The following is a 19,335-nucleotide window of genomic DNA, read 5'->3' on the forward strand; positions in this document are numbered from 1 at the left end:
TCGAACTTCTTTGCTGTTCTCTCGATCAGCAACTCGTTTATTTTATCAAACTCGTTTGCTTTTGTCAAGAACTTTTTTCAGGTTTTTTTGAAGCAGTTTTTCCAACCCGCGGCAGCCACCCGGCTCCGAACTAGGTTTTTCTGTTTCAAAGAAACTCATTCGCATCAGCTCTCGCTGACAGCTTAGTTATAATAACACCGCCCAAAGCAAAAGTCAACACCTTTTTTCGAATTTTCTTATTTTTAGAAAAATATAGTTAATTCTGCATATTTTATATTTTATCTGACTATTTGCAATCTATTCGAAACCGTCCAAAAGAAAAGGCGCCTTCCGGCGCCCTTTCCCTTTCAACTCTTATTTCTCACGTTTACGATAAACAACTGCTCCGACCACTGCTGCTGCAGAAACGCCGAGCAGGATCACCCACAGCATCACCTGTGTGCGGTCTCCCGTGTCCGGACTTTTTGTTGCTTTCTTCAGATAGAATACGGTATCCGCCTGGCCCTTGCTTGAAACGATCGAAATCGTATGCTTGCCTTCTGCCAGACTCTTTGTATACTCGGCCTTCAGCGTAACCTGCGTATTCTCTTTTCCAGCCGTCACATAATTCTTCGCATCAATCTCTTTCTGGTCGATGAGAACCTTTTTAAGATCCTTTGCTTCAAAATCTGCGGTGAAGGAAAGCTCCTTGCCCTGCATACCTGACTGATTGACTCCTTTGGTAATCTTCGGAAGATTCTGCGCAGTCATCGGTTTCTGTTTCAGGCCGGCAATCGCTTTTTCCAGCGCTGCCGCATAACCATCCACCGTCTTCTGCTCCGTGATATTCTTTCCGCGTACAATCGCTGCTTTTGCATCATTGACTGCTTTTACGCTCTCGTCCGTGTATTTCTTCAGATCGTTTGGAATCTTCTTCACTGCGGCATCTACTTTGCTGTAGTCCGCATCTTTATACGTAAGGCCGGCAATCGCTGCCTCGATCTTTTTTGCGTAACCGTCTACGCTCTCCTGCTCTGTGACCGGCCGCTCGGTTACGACGCTGTTCTTTGCATCTTCCAGTGCTTTTACAGACGCATCGGTATACAGACTGAGGTCCGCCGGAATCTTTTTGATGGCTTCCTCTACTTTGGAATAATCTGCTTTCCGAACCTGCAGTCCTGCCAGTGCATTTTCAATTGCTGCTGCCCAGCCGTCTACTTCTGCCTGATCCAGAATGGTTTTTCCGCTTTCTACGCTGTTGATCGCTGTCTGAAGCGGCTGAATGCTTTCTTCCGTATAAATACTCAGATCATTCGAAACTTTGGCAAGAGCCGCGTCTACGGAGCTGTAGTCCGCCGGTTTCAGGGTCAGTCCGTCAAGAGCTGCTTTCAGGTTTTCTGCAGACTGATCGACTTCCTCCTGTCTGCTGTCATCCAGATCCCATACAATGGCTTCTTTTGCCGCATTCAGTGCTTTTACACTCTTTTCGGTATAAATGGATAAGTCTTTCGGAATCTTTCCCAGGAGTTCTTCCACTCCCTGATAATCTGCCGGAACCGGTTTGCGTACCAGTGCTGCAATTGCATTCTCCAGTGCTTCCGCATAAGCATCAACTGCCTGCTGCTCTTCTACCGTTTTGGTGCGGTCGATGGATGCGATGACTGCATTCAGTGCTTCCACGCTTTCTTCCGTATAGATAGAAAGATCTCCCGGAACTTTGGCAAGTACTGCATCAACTTCTGTGTAATCTGCGCCAAGAAGCGTCAGTGCGTTTACTGCTGTCTGAATGGCTGCCGCATAACCATTTACGGTTTCCTGTTCAGCTGATGGCAGGTTCTCTTTTACCGCATCTTTTGCTTTCTGAACAGCTGCCGCGCTTTCTTCTGTATACCGGCCCATGTCCTCCGGGATCAGCGCCAGCGCTTCTGTTACTTTGGTGTAATCTGCGGCTTTTACAATCACAGTGAATTCCTGTGTGAAGTCAACGCCGGTTTTCTTTCCGTCTTTGATTGTCGCCAGAAGTTTTACGGTTCCGGCATTCGTTACTTTCAGGTTTGTGCCGTCTAAAACAGCACCTGTCATTCCGGCATCCGTGATTTCCCATGTGATCTGTTTCTGATCTGCATTTTCTGGAACTGCTTTGCCCGTCAGTGCGGTGGTTCCCGGGATTTCTTTCGGTATGCCCTGGATTTCTGTTACAGCTGCGTACTCATAGGTTCTTATCTGGATTTCAATGGCATCTTTTGTTTCCGTTTCTGCGATCTTTGTTACAATCCAGCTTCCGTTCCAGCTGTCTGCCTTTTTAAGCAGATAATCTGCCGGAGCCTTTTTGGCCTTTTCCGTAAGATCCTTCAGATTCCAGGAAGCCGCCGCTGCGATCACAGCCTCTTTTTCTGTTTTTATTCTTTCTTTGTCATCTTTCTTTTCATCCAGATTTGTTTTTTCTGAAAGTATTCGGATTTCTCTGTTCTCTGCATCATTTTTAATCTCCGTATCTTTGCCGAGAACGTCGCCTGCTTTCAGCGAAAGCTCTCCGAACTTCCACGTTTTGGCTTCCTCTTTTGCGAATGCCATGGTTGGGAACATCGTCACGATCAGAAGCATGGACAGTACAAACGAAAGCATTTTTTTCGTTTTCTTCATAACACAAATCCTCCTTTCCTTTTGATTGTTTTGCAGCCGCCAGGGGCCGCAGTTTCTCTTGTTACTTTCATTATACGTGTGTCAGAAAAAGAGTCAACGGGCCGTAAAAATTCGTAAGAATTCTTGTGCATTTCCGCTAAAATACTTTCAACGTTTTTTCACAATACTTCCATGAATTTTTACGGCCCGTCAGATTTTCTTAAGATATTCCTTTATTTGTGATGAAGCACATATTTCACATACGCAATTCTGCGGCTGTCCGGTGCCCAGGAGTTGACGTTGATACTGCCCTGGCCGCCGAAAAGATCCAGCACTTTTTTCTTATTCTGTCCGTCATAATCCATCATTCCAAGCGATACATACATGTTCGGCAGATGCTCATTCGGTTCCAGCTCACCTTTAGCGAAGGTCAGGTAAATGACGTGTTTTCCATCCGGCGAAACGTGGCCGAACCAGTTGTTGGCATCGAAATCGGTCATCTGGGTGAGACCGCTGCCGTCACGGTTCATCCGCCATACCTGCATCAGACCGCTTCTGGTGCTGTTGAACCAGATGTGCTTTCCGTCCGGTGAATACTCCGGACCGTCGTTGTAGCCTTTGCCGTCCGTCAGGCAGGTTTCCTCGCCGCCGTCTGATGGAATCGTACAGATCTCAATGCGCATAGTCTCCTCCTCCGGCTTTTTGCGGAAGGCACAGTACGCAAGCTCTTTTCCGTCCGGCGACCAGCCGTGCAGATAGCTGAGACCCGGTCCGGTGAGGTCTTTTGGTTCACCGCCTGTCATCGGGAGCACGTAGATGTGGGATTCATACGTTCCATCTGTGAGTTCCGGCGGCATGCAGCTTACCGCCAGCAGCTGGTTGTCCGGTGACGGAACGTGGTCATTGTTGCACTGCACGCAGAAACCGGTATCAACCTGCTCCACATGGTCTTTGTCGATCTCATAGCGGTAGATTTTTCCATCCGCATTATAAAGCAGGGTGTTTCCATCGTTCAGCCAGTTCGGTGCCTCGATGATTCCCGGAAACTCATGCAGCACGGTTTCTTCTCCGGTCTCCACATCCATCGTGCAGAGAATGCTGTCGGTGTTGTCTCTGTCCCCTGTCCATCCAGAGAGCATTTTTCCGGCGCGGCAGGTATCCTCCAGTGTTGCCGCATCCATATCCACAATCTGCAGTGCACCGTTTGCGCGGGCGAACTGGAAGCAGGCTTTCAGATCAACCATGCCTTTTCCAAGCGGCGCTTCCTGGCCGGTGATTTTCATATCTTTATAATGAACGGCTTTGACTCGGTCCGCATGCGCCCAGAGGAACTCTTCCGGGTCGACGCCGCCGCAGTACATCCAGCCGACATCTACTTCTGCTCCGACTTTTTCACCGCAGGCTTCCAGGAGATATTCGTACGCTGTTTTTCCATTCACGCGGATACAGATATCTTCTTTTTCGTTGTGGATCAGAAGACCTGCTCCGGCTTTTTCCAGTTCTTCTGCCAGTTCGCGGTATCTTGCAGCGGTTTCGTCCAGAACATCTTTTGTCTGGCGTGCCGGGCTCTTTACGACAAACCAGGAAATGTGGTATTTCTGCGCCAGTTCTGTAAGAATGGCAAGTTCTCTTTCATAGTGGTATTCATCCAGGAAAATGTGGACCGCATGAACCTCAATGTGGTATTTTGCAAGCAGCGGCATTGCCTGCTCCAGATCCTCCGGGATCCAGAAACCGTAGTCCCTGGCATCAACACGGAATCCGAGACACGGCTCGATCTGGCGGTAGCCTGCCTCATAGATTTTCTTTAAAAATCCTTCGGGATCCTGTTTCCATTCTTTGGATACCCCATACATCTGTACACCAAAATACATATTTGTTTCCTCCTTCTCCAGATCCGCTGTTTCCCCATTTTCAGCGGATTTTCTTTTCCTCCATTTTACCACATTTCTTCTATTATAGATATGATTTTTCCTGTCAGTTATAAGAAACACGCTTTGCGTAAAAAAGGCGCCCCGTATGTGTTTTTTCCACATACGGAACGCCTTTTTCCGCCATTTTTTTCAGGGCCTGGTTATTCTTATACAAACTGGTTCGTTTTCTCATCGTACTCATAGTCGATGAGCGCCAGTTTTTCCCGCAGATCGGATTCCTCTGTCTGCATGGCCGCGCAGAATTCTGCGAGCGACGGGTAAAAATCTCTTAACTGCGTATTGACATAGCTCAGCAGCATTACGGGATCTTTCGGCATCATTCGTCTACTACCTCCACACCTGGTTTGATCATTGCCTTCAGGCCGCCGTTTTCCACATCCAGAAGGATCGTATCGCCCTCGCTGACCTGACCGCCAAGGATCAGTTTTGCGGTGCTGGTTTCTACCTCTTTCTGTACGAAACGTTTCAATGGACGGGCGCCGTAAACAGGGTCGTAGCCGCCCTCAATGACAAACTGTTTTGCAGCCGGGCTCAGTTCGACGGTAAGCTCCTGGTCTGCCAGACGTTTGTTCAGTCCTTTCAGCAACAGATCTACGATATGACCAATGTTGTCTTTTGTCAATGGTTTGAACATAATTGTTTCATCCAGACGGTTCAGGAACTCCGGACGGAAGTGTGCACGCAGATCCTGCATGACCAGGTTTCTCGCCTCTTCGGAGATGCTGCCGTCGTCCTGAATGCCGTCCAGCAGATACTGGGATCCGATATTGGAGGTCATGATCAGGATCGTATTTTTAAAGTCTACGGTACGGCCCTGGGAGTCGGTGATACGGCCGTCATCGAGTACCTGCAGCAGAACGTTGAAGACGTCCGGATGCGCTTTCTCGATCTCATCGAACAGAACAACAGAATATGGTTTTCTGCGCACTGCCTCGGTCAGCTGGCCGCCCTCCTCGTAGCCTACATATCCCGGAGGCGCTCCGATCAGACGGGAGACGGAGTATTTCTCCATGTATTCACTCATATCGATTCGAACCATGTTGTTCTCATCATCAAACAGCTTTTCTGCCAACGTTTTCGCAAGCTCTGTTTTACCGACACCGGTAGGTCCAAGGAACAGGAACGAACCGATCGGTTTTGTCGGATCCTTGATTCCGGCTTTGGAACGGATGATCGCATCCGAAACCTTGGTGACTGCTTCATTCTGGCCGATAACTCTCGTGTGAAGTTCATCTTCCAGGCCGAGGATCTTAGTTCTCTCGCCTTCGGTCAGTTTTGCAACCGGGATTCCGGTCCAGCGGGAGACAATTCTGGCAATCTCTTCATCCGTTACACTCTCGTGTACCAGTGAGAGATCTTCATTTTTAACTTTTTTCTCTTCTGCTTCCAGCATCTGCTGTAATTTCGGGAGTTCACCGTACTGCAGTTCAGCGGCGCGGTTCAGATCGTAATCATTCTTTGCTTTCTGGATCTGGCGGTTCATGTCCTCGATCTGCTCACGCAGTTTGGACAGTTTCTCAACGGAACTCTTTTCATTTTCCCACTGTGCCTTTGCAGAATTGAAGGTATCCTTTAACTCAGCCAGCTCTTTCTGCAGTGTTTCCAGACGCTCGCGGCTCAGATTGTCGGTCTCTTTTTTCAGTGCGGCTTCCTCGATCTGCATCTGCAGAATCTTACGGCGCTGCTCATCCAGCTCGGCCGGCATGGAATCCAGTTCTGTCTTGATCAGAGCGCATGCCTCGTCGACCAGGTCGATTGCTTTATCCGGCAGGAAACGGTCGCTGATGTAACGGTTCGAAAGGGTTGCGGCTGCAACGAGGGCACCGTCGGTGATTTTTACGCCGTGGTAAACTTCGTAGCGCTCTTTTAAGCCACGCAGGATGGAAATCGTATCCTCTACGGTCGGCTCATCAACCTGAACCGGCTGGAAACGGCGCTCCAGGGCGGCATCTTTTTCGATGTACTGGCGGTACTCATCCAGCGTTGTGGCACCGATGCAGTGCAGTTCGCCTCGTGCCAGCATAGGTTTCAGCATGTTTCCGGCATCCATCGCGCCGTCGGTCTTTCCGGCGCCGACGATCAGGTGCAGCTCATCGATGAACAGAATGATTTTTCCGTCGCTCTTTCTGACTTCCTCCAGAACAGCTTTCAGACGCTCCTCGAATTCGCCGCGGTATTTTGCTCCGGCTACCAGGGCTCCCATATCGAGGGAGAAAATGGTTTTATCTTTCAGGCTCTCCGGTACATCGCCGTTGGCGATTCGCTGGGCCAGGCCTTCTACGACTGCGGTTTTACCAACACCAGGCTCACCGATCAGAACCGGATTGTTTTTTGTCTTACGGGACAGGATACGGACAACGTTCCGAATTTCGGTATCACGGCCGATAACCGGGTCCATTTTCTGGTTTCTGGCTTTTTCTACGATATCCTGGCCATATTTTTCCAGGGTGTCGTATGTTGCCTCCGGGTTGTCGGTGGTAACTCTCTGGTTTCCGCGCACGGTGCTTAATGCCTGCAGGAAACGTTCTCTTGTGATGCCGTACTCCTGAAACAGTTTTTTCATGGACGGGCTTGGGTTTTTCAGCATTGCCAGGAAGAGGTGTTCTACGGAAACATACTCGTCTCCCATGGCTTTCGCCTCATCCTCAGCATTTATCAGTGCTTTATTCAGATACTGACCGATATACGGCTGACCGCCGGATACTTTGACGCGGTCGTTCAGCGCCGTCTCGACACGGTTCAGAAAATGATCTTTGTTGATTTCCATCTTTTCGATCATTTTCAGAATCAGGCTGTCGTCCTGATGCAGGAGGTTATACAACAGATGCTCCTGCTCTATTTCCTGGTTGCCGAAATCGTATGCGGTCTTTTCCAGGTCCTGTACAGCCTGCAGCGATTTTTGTGTGAATTTACTAATATTCATAATCGGCTTCCTCCTTATCTATTTGGGTGCTAACATTCGCTCCGAACAAAAAGAGCGTTGATGTGAATTTTCTTTTCTTTCTTTGTTCTAGTCGTACTATAACACTAGTTATTAGCACTGTCAAGAGGTGAGTGCTAATTTTTTTTATTTTTCCCGACGCTCCTTTTCTCCCTCCCCCCCCCTAAAAGATTTTTATTCATCGCCGTACACAGCAATAAAATGAATCAGTGCCTCTGTTTCGGAACTGGCATACTTTTTGGCAGATGCTTCCAGCGGCTGTGATTGATATGCTTCAAACGAATCGCCCTCGTCGCGTCCAGATATGTAGCGATTATCATTTAGTTTCCACTTCCTCATTTCTTCAAAATAAGCAGTATTCGCCATTTCCGAATTCCAGTCCATTCGCTCCAGCAGATAATACTCCATTCCATGATAACATTCTTCGCAAATTCCCGTAAAAAATTCTTCTGCTGTCTGAGATGTTAAATGCTCTGGAGCATACCATATTTCGTTCTCTTCATTATTATATAATGCAACGCAATTCGATGATCCTGTCTCTTTCACATACAGCGGAATTTCGGGAATTCCAAGTCGTTCTGTTTCAAGCCGTACCATCTTCTGCGCTGCAATTGTTCTTTCTTCCAGTGTTTTTTGCCTCCATTCGCTCTCCTTTAAGCTCAGCAGAAATTCTTTATTTTCCTGAAAAATGTTCTCCTGATTCTGGACGAGATTATAGTCCTTTTTTCGTTCGTAAAGTTCTGCCACTCCGGACGGAGACTCAAGCTTCCAATATATCATCATACAAGTCGGTACCATACTCACGCATACTGAAACAAACAGAAATGCGTTTAAGTCACTTCTTTTTAATCTCCAGAATTTTTTCGGAGAATATTTTCGTTTTTTTCTATGTAAATCTCTTAAAACCGTAACAAGAAATATCCCATCCAGCACTGCAAGAAACAACACAATTTTCAGTGAATATTGGGCAAATAAAAACAGCATCAGTATGCTCGGCGGAAATGTATAGAATAAAACTTCATTTGCAGTTCCATCTGCGCAGTAGCTTCGAATGGGTGAGGCCAGCCACAAAATCAGGCACAGCGCATAGGCAAAAAGCATTGTCCCCGACGAAATATGGACGGAACATTCTGTAATATATACCTCAACCTGTTTCACATACATCACATACAAGATACAGATCGGATATAAAATCGAGCTTTTGCTCAACCAGTATGCCGCTGATTTTCTTTCCCGTCTTCTTTTCTGTTCCTCCATATCAGATCCCCCCTGATTTTTCTTTTGTTTTATTTGAAATACTTGTATGTTTATTTTAGCGTAATTTTTCGTTTTTGCCTATCCTTCGTTTTTCAGTTGAATCTTTCTGTAAAAACCAAAATTGCGAAACCCTGTTTTGGCAGGACTCCGCAATCTCTTTTTCCTATTTACTTTATGATACATGACGGGCAGCATATTTCATTTTCTGGTTTCCGGCGCATTTCTTAAAATACTGCCGGATCGCATTTTCGTTCATATCGTTTCCGATAAACACAGCCTGGCCGGCGTTTTTCTGTTCTGTGCCGGTGATGCTGTAGCGGTGATCGGCGACATCAAATTGGAGAAACTGGTCTCCGGCTGCGAACTGTCCTTTTGCACGGATGATATTTCCAAACGCTCCGCGAATGATCTGTTCCAGAAAACACCACAGGGTTTCCGGTGCCTCCATTCGGATATTTTCGAAGGAGAAGGTCTCCGGCATCTTTTCGCCGCTCTGCGTATCCTGTACTTCTTTCTCATATCGGCCGCCCAGCAGCAGGCTCTGGTAATCTTCCCGTGTCATCGTGGATGCATAATCCGTGATGATTTTTGCCTGCGGGTTAATTTCCTGCAGAAATTTCTGGATGCGCTGTTTTTCTTCCGCCTGGCATGCTTCTGTTTTGGAAACAATGATCGTATCCGCGCTTCGGATCTGATCCTGATACAGCTCGGGATATTCCGCCATATAGCGGCGGTAACTGTAAACATCCACAATAGTGACCGGCGAGAGAAGCTGAATTCTCTCGTACTCGATCTGACGCAGATTTTCTATAATCCGGGCGAGACTTCCGACGCCTGTCGGTTCTACGATCAGGTATTCCGGGTCTACCACATTGGCAATGGTCAGCACGGATGCTGCAAAATCCTTTTTCCCGATGCAGCAGATGCACTGCTCTGTCATTTCCCATACATTTTTCTGCGTTCCTTGCCGGTTCTGGCCAAGACGTGCGCCGTCGATTCCTGCGGCTCCATATTCATTTTCCAGTATGGCAAACCGCTGATCGACGTTCCTGGCCAGCCGTTTGATAAATGTTGTTTTTCCCGCGCCCAAAAAGCCGGATACGATCAATATTTTCATACGTTTCCTTTTTCAGTCAAATTTTCAAATCATCAGTCAGCCAATTTAACGACTGGTTTGATTAAATCCTTCGGTTTATCTCTCATGAGGAACAGTGCTTCTTCCAGATGATCCCATCCATCAAACACATGTGTGGACAGCGGGCTGACATCCAGCTTGCCTGCCGAAACAAGAGCTCCCAGTTTTTCCATGCGGAGTCTTCCGCCAGGCATCAGGCCTCCGTTAATCTGTTTGTGACCCATTCCAACGCCCCACTCTACACGCGGAATATCAATGTTGTCACCGGATCCAAGATAGTTTACATTTCCGATCTTTCCGCCCGGTTTCAGGCATTTTACTGCTTCTGCAAAGGTTTCTACACCACCGCCGGCGATGACTACTTTATCAACACCTTTTCCATCTGTCATATCAAGTACCTGCTGGAAAATCGGTCCGTTCTTGTAGCTGACAAAATCCGTTGCGCCGTATTTTTTTGCCGCTTCTACGCAGACCGGTCTCGTTCCGACAGCAATGATTCTCGATGCGCCGCGCATATTCGTTCCGGCTACCGACATCAGACCAACTGGTCCGATTCCGATGACAAGAACTGTATCACCAAACTGTACATCGGCAAGCTCTACGCCGTGGAATCCGGTCGGCACCATATCGGAAAGCATGCACGCGTCGACAACATTGATGTTTTTCGGAAGCAGCGCAAGGTTTCCATCGGCATCATTTACATGAAAGAATTCAGAAAAGACACCATCTTTGAAGTTGGAGAATTTCCAGCCTGCCAGCATTCCGCCGGAGTGCATGGAATAACCAGCCTGTGCTTCCAGAGAATTCCAGTCCGGAGTGATGGCCGGCACAAGAACCCGGTCTCCCGGTTTGAAATCTTTTACGAGCTCTCCGACTTCCACAACCTCTGCACAGCACTCATGGCCCAGAATCATGTTATGACGGTCACCGATGGCCCCTTCCCATAAAGTGTGGACATCTGATGTGCAGATGGCAACTGCCAGTGGACGGCAAATGGCATCCATCGGCCCGCATTTCGGGCGTTCTTTCTCGATCCATCCGGATTCACCGATTTTCAGCATTGCATAACCTTTCATATCTTTTGCTCTCCTTTCAGATTGTTAATGATTTATCGATTCCTATGATTCGAATATATCACTAATAGGTTACTAATTCAACAGAAAAGTCACGGAATATCGTAGAATATTCCGTGACTTTTTTATAGCTTTTGCACAATAGATTACTTATAGATACTTTTTATCAAATTCTGTACCGACCGCATTCCCATACCGAAACGGCTACAGCCGGCTTTCTGCATTTCCTGTATAGTTTCCAGACTGCGGATTCCACCGGCGGCCTTGATCTGAATGCGATCGGCGGCTTCACGGCTCATGATTCGAACCTGCTCCACGGTGGAAGGACAGCCGGGATACCATCCGGTGCTCGTCTTTACATAATCCGCACGGCCTTTCACACACAGATCCACTGCCTGGCAGATTTCCTGCTCCGTCAGCTGCGGTGCCTCGATGATCACCTTAAAAATCGCCGAAGGCACCTGCTCCCGGATGGCCAGAAGTTCTTCTTTTACATAAGAAAATTCGTGGCTTCTGAATGCCGTAAGATTCATCACCATGTCGATTTCCCGGCAACCAGCCTCCCACAGTTCTTTTGCCTGCCGCTTCTTCTGTCCGGTCGTATCTCCGCCGCCCGGAAAGCTTACCACGCCTCCCGCATGGATTTCTCTGGTGTCCTGCAGCCGTTCTGCCACATGGGCGCTGAACGCCGGCAAGGTAAACACAGCAGCCAGACGATATTTCTTTGCCAGCTCCACCATCGCATCAATTTCATCCATGGTATGAAATGCCTGTACACAGCTGATATCAATCTGCCGCATCAGTTTCTTCTGTTTTTCTGTCTCATCGCTCATTTACTCCGTCCTTTTCCCGAAATCTCCACCTCGTACTTGCTTCCGATGATCCGCACATGGTCAATGCTCACCGGCCGGTTCTGCCAGTAGGTGACTCTGTGCACCACAAGAAGCGCATCCTTCGGCTCCGTTTTCAGAACCTGGGCTTCCATAAAGGTCGCGGATTTCGCTGAAATTCTGTCTCGTGTCTCATCAATCTGCAAGCCGAATTTCTCCTCCAGAAACTGATACAGCGCTACAAACTGATTCTCATACGCTTCGATGCCAGGGACTTTCGCATATTCAACATAATTTTCCATCAGTGTAACAGGCTCTTCATCCGCAAGCTGTAGCCGCTGAATCCTCGCCACACTGCTTCCCTCCGGAATTTCCAGTTCATCGGCGAGCTGTTTGTCCGCCAAAATGATGTCGATCATCATATCTGACGTCGTTACCCGATATCCTTTTTTCATCAGGGATTCCGTGACCGATGTGACCTTGTTATAATTCTGAATTGCCTTATGATTCAGCACCCTCGTTCCAGAACCCTGGCGAACCTCAACCAGTCCCTCCTGCACCAGCATCTTTACTGCATTCCGTACCGTAGTACGGCTGACCTGATAGATTTTCTCCAGTTCACACTCCTTCGGCAGAAACCCCCCGACAGGATATGTTCCCTTATTGATCTCGTTTTTCAGTCTGCTGTAAACCTTCACATAAGCCGGTGCATTTTTCATCTTCTTCCCCTCCCGTGAAATATCAATATCCGCTTTTTGATCCTTTTTGCAGTATACCATATTTTGACGGCACAATCGAGTCCCAAAGAAGAGTTCCTGTTTTCTGCTTTGTCACCGACACATACTCTGCCAGACGCACAGAAAAAAGGCAGACGCATGTCATTTCTTTATGACTCACATCTGCTCTGCATGAATCTTCTTTTTTCTGCTGTCTGCGAAATACTTCCATTCTCCAGAAGCAAATCTCTCTTTCTGCGGTGTAAATTTTTGTTACAAATTTTTTATTGTTCTTTTCTATTTTTTCGTATCAAACCGCATCACCGCCATGTGCACCACGTACGGCACCAAGATGACCGGGATTGCCAGGTATGCCAGGATGCTGTACGCCTTCTGGATCAGCGTCAGCAGACCAAACTGTGCGATAAGGAAGTCCGCGATGCAGCAGACAAGCGCGGCAAGGATCTGGGTGCGGCTGATTTTGCCTGCGGTTTCTGTTCTGCTGCTTCGTTCAGCGAGACCGGCGTGGATTCGTTTGACCATGGCGGCAACCATGTTGACGGCTGTGGATACGGCACCGAGGATGATCAGTACGGAAATCAGTGGTGTCATGAATTTACTGCCGACGCCCTGCTGAACCATAAATAATGTCGGGACGCTCTGCTGGATCATTTCCGGGTTCTGGTATACGGTCATGATTCCGAGGACGACCATGATCATCAGAAGGGCATTTAATACGGCACCGACTGCCATGCTCTTTCCGGCATCCTGCGGTTTTTCGAAGGATTTGGCATGCTGGACGAAGACTGCGACATTGGCAAGCTGGAAGGTTCCGTAGAGGAATGCGGCGTACAGGGCTTTGCTGAATGGGAGGTCTGCGGTTTTCATGGTGTTTACAGTATCGCCGATCTTTCCGGCTCCGGCGATGATGTTCGGGACGTAGACGATCAGCAGACCGGCAATAATGCAGATGGACAGCACTGACGCTACTTTCCGCACCAGATCCGTTCCGAATACCGAAACGACGAAAATAATTTTCCAGTTTCATAACGATTCTCCCTTCTTCCTAACAAGCAAAAGGGCATACTGACCTTCTGTTGGTCAATACGCCCTTGTATCTCCGATGTGCTTTAGTATATCACAGTTTTAACGCGAATGCACTCAATTTTAAGCAAAACGCAAAAGATCCCGGGATTTTTCTCTCCCGGGATCTGAAAATTCTTACTATGTAATTCTTTTTTAAACCACACGTCTTACCGCAAGAATCGTGGTATACGCTGCGTTGCTGCTGATCTTGATACCGTCGCGCTCATTGCTTGCGTGTACGATTGCACCGCCGCCGATGTAGATGGCTACGTGGCCGCTGTAGCAGATAATATCGCCCGGCTGAGCCTCTGCATAAGATACACCGCGTCCTACACCACGCAGTGCACTGGAGGAATGCGGAAGGTCGTATCCGAAGTGTGCGTAAACGCTCATGATAAAACCAGAGCAGTCAGCTCCGTTGGTAAGGCTTGTGCCGCCCCATACGTATGGATTTCCAATAAACTGTGTTGCATAGGATACGATGGCACTTCCGGTTGCGCTTCCGGTGCTGCTGGAGCTGCTGGAATCATCCGAGCTGCTGGTATCGCTGGACGAAGAATCATCGTAAGAGCTTCCTCCGTTAGACGGTGTTGTTGTCGTGGTGGAGCTTCCTGTGCTGGACGGTGTGTTGTCTGCCGTTGTTGTATTATTTGCAGCACTGCTTGCGGCTGCTTCTGCTGCTGCCTGTCTTGCTGCTTCTGCCTGGCGGGCTGCCTCGGCTGCTTCTGCTGCCTGACGGGCCTCTTCGGCTTTTCTTGCTGCCTCTTCGGCTGCAATCTCCTCCTGGATCTGCTGGATCTTTGCGTTCTGCTCTGCCAGTACTGCGTTGTACTGTGCAGCCATGTCGTTCAGGTCTGCGATCTGGTTTTCGTAGTCATCGGAAACGGCTTTTTTCTGCTCAAGCATTGCCTCAAGGGACTGCTGCTGTGCTTCCTGCTCTGCCTCACTGGCTTCGAGATCTGCTTTTTCATCTGCAAGCTGATTGCTGTAGTCTGTTACCTGCTGTACAAGATCCATGTACTCCTGCAGGCACTCTCTGTCGTATTTGTATAACTTCTGGGTGTACTCAGCCTGGTTGAGAATGCTGCTTAAATCTTTTCCCTCCAGAAGAAGTGCTGCCCAGCCGTTGTCTCCGCCGCTCTCATAGAGGAACTGGATTCGTTTTTTCATCAGCTCGTACTGCTCGTCCTCTTCAGCCTGGGACTGTGCCAGTTTTTCCTGTGTTGTTTCAATTTCTGTCTGTTTCTCTGCAATTTCATTTTTCAGATTTTCCACGGATGCCATGGTTACGACAAGCTGTGCGTCCAGGTCATCAATCTCGCCGGTAATCTGATTCTTTTTGGTTTCCAGATCGTCGATTTCTGCTTTTGCGTTGTCAAGCTGTGCGCTGGTCTCTGCCTGTGCTGCCTGCTGCTGCTGTAACTGCTCCTGTTTCGAGGCGCTTACTGTCATTACCTGAGCTGCACTTACGATCACTGCTAAACTTAAGGCAAGAAATTTTTTTCTCATTCTTTCACTCCCAAATTGATTCGTTGTATGTAGGTTTCTTTGTTTCAGGTTTCCCTGTTTCTTAGAAATTCAATTATTCTGTAACAATTTTGAAATATTTTTCCCAATTCTTTTACATAATATCACAATTCACAAATGGATGCAAGGAAAAATATCCCGACTTTTTGTAAACAATTCGTGAACAGTAACGATACATGTTATTTTACCTTCTGTACACTCACACAACTCAATTTGTATTGATCCGGCGAGGAAAGCGCATCGCCGTCAGGGATTGAAAAGTCCTCTGCGGAGAATTTCGCACAGAGTGCCCGGTACTGATCCTCTGTAAAGTACGGCACCGCATCCTGATTCCATTCCAGACTGATTTCCTGATCGGTCACGCCGCGCGTTACAATTTTCCCGCCTTCAAAATCCTTTTGTTTCATTTCTTTTAACGCATTGTAAACTGCAGTTCCATAATCCAGACGTACTTTCAACACGGCATTGGCGTACTCCTCCACGCCGCCGTTTGCGATCAGTGCTCCGCCTGCCGCAGATGCTGCTGCGCCAAGTACATTCTGATACGATGCACCGTCCGAGAAGAGAATCTGTCCGCCCTCACCATACCAGCTTTTGATTTTTTCCAAATACGACGGTGATACGCTGCTGCTTTTCCGATACGTATAATCCAGCGTGATGCTGTTTTCTCCAAGTCCCAGATCCGCAGCGGCCGCCTCTGCACCGAGTGCATAACCTGTCCCGTACTTTGTTCCGTTCTCTTCGTTTTTCTGTCCGATATAGCCCAGGTGCGTGTAGCCGGCCTGTACTGCCGCATATCCTGCCAGGTAGCCGGCCTCTGATACATCAATTTCCAGGCTTTCTGTATTTCCGCGGAGACGGCTGCGGCCGCTCTCACTGACCGGTTCTGCCTCCAGCAGCAGAAAACGGACATCCTTCCAGTCGCGCTGTGCATCGTAAACGGCGCGGCTCATGCTCGTTCCGACACAGACGATAACGGATGCTCCCTTCTGCGCCGCCTCTTTGATGGTGTTTTCATAGTCCTCTGTTGTCCGTCCTGCCGGAACACTTGCTTCATATTTCAGACCGCTCTCGTCTCCATACTGCGCAAGACCGTTCCATGCTGACTGATACACGGCATCGGAAGCTACCTCACTGCCGTCGGTTACCAGCACCAGATCCACTGGTTCCGTCTTTTCTTTTCCGCAGCCGCCCAGCAGCAGCAACGACACTACGCCAAGACAGAGCGCCCATTTCCAGCTCTTTCGCATGTTTACTCCCCTTGTATTTTTATTTTCCAGATTTTTTCTTTTGTATTTCTGATCTGCGTCTTTCACGCACCTTCTAGTATAGACAATTCCAGCGCAAAAAGAAAGAGAGAATACACGAACTACAAAGTTTTTTTGTATTCTCTCTTATTTTTTATAGAAGATATTTTACTGGAACAGATCGTTCAGGATTTCTGCCGGTTTCTTCCTGCGGTAGCCTTCACTGTCACTTAAGATACTGCTGCTCCAGGTGAAATGATTCACACCGGTCAGATAGGACCGGTCAAGAACTTTTACACCATACCGCTCATACGCAACCGGATAATACATTTTCATGTATTCATTTGCCAGCTCAATAGCTTCACTGTTAATGCTTCCTGTTGAAGAAACGGTTCCGCCAAGCTGAATATACGGCGGTGTCGCATGAATGACAACCACGCTGCCGTCCGAGCACTGGCCAATGACAATCCAGACATGACCGCTCTTGCTGACCACATCACCCGGCGTAAATTTCTGGGATGTATCGCCTGTCACGCAGGTTCCCCAGCCTTTTCTTGCAAAGTAGGCCGGCATTCCAGTGGAGGTTGTCGTTGCATACTCTTTCGTCACCTGATGTGCGGTCCATCCGACATAGCCGGAACAGTCAAGACCTTTTCCGTACTCATACAGATGATCGGAATAGTTGTAGGTGGAATTCTGTGTATTGAAGAATTGTTTCCACTGCGCATTGACGCCGTAACTCTCTGCCTCTGCGTCTGTGTGGCCGCCTCCCCAGATATACAGGGTGTTTCCAAGCGGAAGCAGTGCATTTTTCAGAAAGTTCCGTACGGTGCGGACACCGATCTGCGCGGACGGTTCAAATCCGTCCGGACTCTGTACCAGCTTGCCGTCCTCATCGAACACATACGTTTTTCCGTCGATCACCTGTTTTCCGGTTATCATGCCGCCCCAGTTTCGGAAATAGTATGTATTTCCGCCAATCGACTGCCAGCCGATTGCCATTTTCGAGTCAGATCCAAGGTAATAGAGGTTATTATCATAGGTAATAAACGCATTCTTGTACATGCCGCCCCAGCTTCTCGGATAATAATAGTTATAATCCCAGTATACCCAGCCGCTTGTCGCCATAACGCCGTTTTTGTCTACATAATAATAGTTTCCGTCGTACTGAAACAGCTCGTCATCTCTTCTGGTTCCATTGGCGTTGATCCAGTAATGCGTTCCGTCCAGAAGCAGCCAGCCCGTATGGCTTGTGCCGTCCTCATCGAAATAATACGTTTTTCCGCCGTTCTGCACCCAGCCGGTGGCAAATGTTCCATCTGAATTGGCATAGTATGTTTTACCGCCGATGGTAAATGTCTGATCATGGTACAGACCGCCCCAGCTCTGGAATGCGTATTTTGTTCCGCCGATGGTATGAATTCCGGTGTACATGCCGCCCCAGCTTCGGAAATAGTAGCGGTTTTTGTCGTAGGTGATCCATTCAGACGATGCCATCGTACCGTCTTCTTTCATCCAGTACCAGTTGTTGTCATATTTCACCCAGCCGGTCTGAAGCGACGTATCCTTGTTGATCCAGTAATACGTTCCGTTGGTCAGATACCAGCCCTCTTTTGTAATCTGCTCGCCGTCTTCCAGAAAATAGTATTTCTTTCCATTGATATCGCAGACACCTGTATAGAAGGTTCCGTCATCCTTTGCCCAGTATTTCTTTCCCTGCCAAGTAAAAGATTCGTTATGGTAAACGCCGCCCCAGCTGTGGAAATAATATCTTGTTCCGTCAACCTCTTTCATTCCGGTGTACATCACACCGTCACCGTCGAAATAGTATCGGTTGTTGTCATACGTGATCCATTCAGATGCAGCACGTGTGCCGTCCGCTTTCAGCCAGTACCATTTGCCTTCCAGCTTCAGCCAGCCGGTCTGAACAGAACCATCCTGATTGATCCAGTAAGTCTGATCTCCCAGCTGAACCCAGCCGGTCTGGCTGGCATGATAGATCGATCCGTCATTCTGCGCTATGTAGGTTTTTCCTTTTACGGTAAAGAAGGTGTTTCGATATACACCACCCCAGCTCCGGAAATAATACTCGTTTCCTCCGATGCTCTGGAAACCGTTTTTATAAATGCCGCCCCAGCTCTGGAAGTAATACAGATTGTTGTTGATTTCTTTCCAGCCGGATGCCATCATGACACCATTATCATCAAACCAGTACCAGTTATCATCGTACAGCAGCCAGCCGGTCTGCAGGACGCCGTCTTCTCTTACCCAATAATATGATGTGCCTTTTTTCAGCCAGCCTTTTTGTGTGATCTGCGCTCCCGTAGTATCATCAAATGCGCAGAGATCACCATGTCCATTCATTGTTCTGACTATTCCACGGGCAACGATACCATTTTCCTGTACATAGTACATTTTTCCACTGATGCTGAGATACACATTTCTCTGAATGCCGCCCCAGCTCTGGAAATAATAAAGGTTTCCATCTACTTCCTGAAAACCATTTTTATAGATTGCTCCGTCTCCCTTGGCATAATAAAAATTATTATCGTATGTGAACCAGCTGTTTTCTGCCATGCGGCCGTTCCGGTCCGGATCCAGCCAGTACCAGTTTCCATTCCGGTAAAGCCATCCTGTTTTCAGCTGTCCGTTCTCATAAAAATACCAGCCGCCGTCGCCTGCCTTAACCCAGCCATTCTGACTGGCCCGCACAGCAGCACCGCTGTCCTGTGAAGCCTGTGTCTGCGTTTCACTCTGTATCCCGCTCTGCTGATCCTCTGTCTCCACAGACTGGTCCATCACCGTGCTGCTCCCCACAGCACTCGCGGAAACAGTCGTCGGATGTACGCTGAGCATCAGCACCATAAAAAGTGTACCGCCCAGAAGACTTCTCAATTTTTTCTTCGATGTCATTGGCAAGTAACTCCCTTACTATATTATATCTGCTTTTCTCTCCATGTTATCATTAGAAATTATATTATCTTTTGT

At 48.2% G+C, this 19,335-nt stretch carries 13 protein-coding genes; all 13 read right to left on the reverse strand.

Annotated features, from left to right (window positions below; all coding sequences use genetic code 11):
* Positions 1-354: 354 nt before the first annotated feature.
* The 13 genes from DWZ44_RS14805 to DWZ44_RS14870 all read right to left on the reverse strand — a co-directional run bounded on the left by DWZ44_RS14805 (position 355) and on the right by DWZ44_RS14870 (position 19,260).
* Positions 355-2,622, reverse strand: coding sequence for a hypothetical protein (locus DWZ44_RS14805; RefSeq protein WP_117805213.1), 2,268 nt, complete (start codon positions 2,620-2,622; stop codon positions 355-357).
* Positions 2,623-2,834: 212 nt separating this feature from the next.
* On the reverse strand, positions 2,835-4,475 hold the full coding sequence (locus DWZ44_RS14810; RefSeq protein ID WP_158565931.1) for a TIM barrel protein: 1,641 nt from the start codon (positions 4,473-4,475) through the stop codon (positions 2,835-2,837).
* 206 nt (positions 4,476-4,681) lie between these two features.
* Positions 4,682-4,855: a DUF4250 domain-containing protein gene (locus DWZ44_RS14815; RefSeq protein WP_022461670.1), complete on the reverse strand. Its 174-nt coding sequence runs from the start codon at positions 4,853-4,855 to the stop codon at positions 4,682-4,684.
* Entirely contained in the window at positions 4,852-7,458 is a 2,607-nt protein-coding gene (clpB, locus tag DWZ44_RS14820) for an ATP-dependent chaperone ClpB (RefSeq protein ID WP_055220290.1), read from the reverse strand. The genes DWZ44_RS14815 and clpB overlap by 4 nt, the downstream gene beginning before the upstream one ends.
* Positions 7,459-7,650: 192 nt before the next feature.
* The gene (locus DWZ44_RS14825) at positions 7,651-8,733 is read right to left on the reverse strand and encodes a hypothetical protein (protein ID WP_117510090.1); all 1,083 of its coding nucleotides are present in this window, start codon (positions 8,731-8,733) and stop codon (positions 7,651-7,653) included.
* Positions 8,734-8,905: 172 nt separating this feature from the next.
* Positions 8,906-9,850, reverse strand: coding sequence for a CobW family GTP-binding protein (locus DWZ44_RS14830; RefSeq protein ID WP_117805215.1), 945 nt, complete (start codon positions 9,848-9,850; stop codon positions 8,906-8,908).
* 32 nt (positions 9,851-9,882) lie between these two features.
* A complete protein-coding gene (locus DWZ44_RS14835) occupies positions 9,883-10,944 on the reverse strand; it encodes an NAD(P)-dependent alcohol dehydrogenase (RefSeq protein ID WP_022461674.1) in 1,062 nt (353 codons plus the stop codon).
* A 143-nt stretch (positions 10,945-11,087) separates the two neighbouring features.
* On the reverse strand, positions 11,088-11,774 hold the full coding sequence (gene deoC, locus DWZ44_RS14840) for a deoxyribose-phosphate aldolase (protein ID WP_117805216.1): 687 nt from the start codon (positions 11,772-11,774) through the stop codon (positions 11,088-11,090).
* Positions 11,771-12,490, reverse strand: coding sequence for a GntR family transcriptional regulator (locus DWZ44_RS14845; protein ID WP_117805217.1), 720 nt, complete (start codon positions 12,488-12,490; stop codon positions 11,771-11,773). Before DWZ44_RS14845 ends, deoC begins: the two co-directional genes overlap by 4 nt.
* Before the next feature lie 294 nt (positions 12,491-12,784).
* Entirely contained in the window at positions 12,785-13,486 is a 702-nt protein-coding gene (locus DWZ44_RS14855; RefSeq protein WP_199608703.1) for a hypothetical protein, read from the reverse strand.
* Between the two features lie 240 nt (positions 13,487-13,726).
* On the reverse strand, positions 13,727-15,082 hold the full coding sequence (locus tag DWZ44_RS14860; protein WP_117510092.1) for a C40 family peptidase: 1,356 nt from the start codon (positions 15,080-15,082) through the stop codon (positions 13,727-13,729).
* A gap of 197 nt (positions 15,083-15,279) precedes the next feature.
* Positions 15,280-16,350: a BMP family ABC transporter substrate-binding protein gene (locus DWZ44_RS14865; RefSeq protein WP_147326117.1), complete on the reverse strand. Its 1,071-nt coding sequence runs from the start codon at positions 16,348-16,350 to the stop codon at positions 15,280-15,282.
* Between the two features lie 165 nt (positions 16,351-16,515).
* Complete coding sequence (locus tag DWZ44_RS14870) at positions 16,516-19,260, reverse strand: hypothetical protein (protein WP_117805218.1); 2,745 nt, start codon at positions 19,258-19,260, stop codon at positions 16,516-16,518.
* Between the last annotated feature and the right edge of the window lie 75 nt (positions 19,261-19,335).

It is taken from the genome of Blautia sp. AF32-4BH, assembly GCF_003460565.1.
GTDB lineage: Bacteria > Bacillota > Clostridia > Lachnospirales > Lachnospiraceae > Fusicatenibacter > Fusicatenibacter saccharivorans.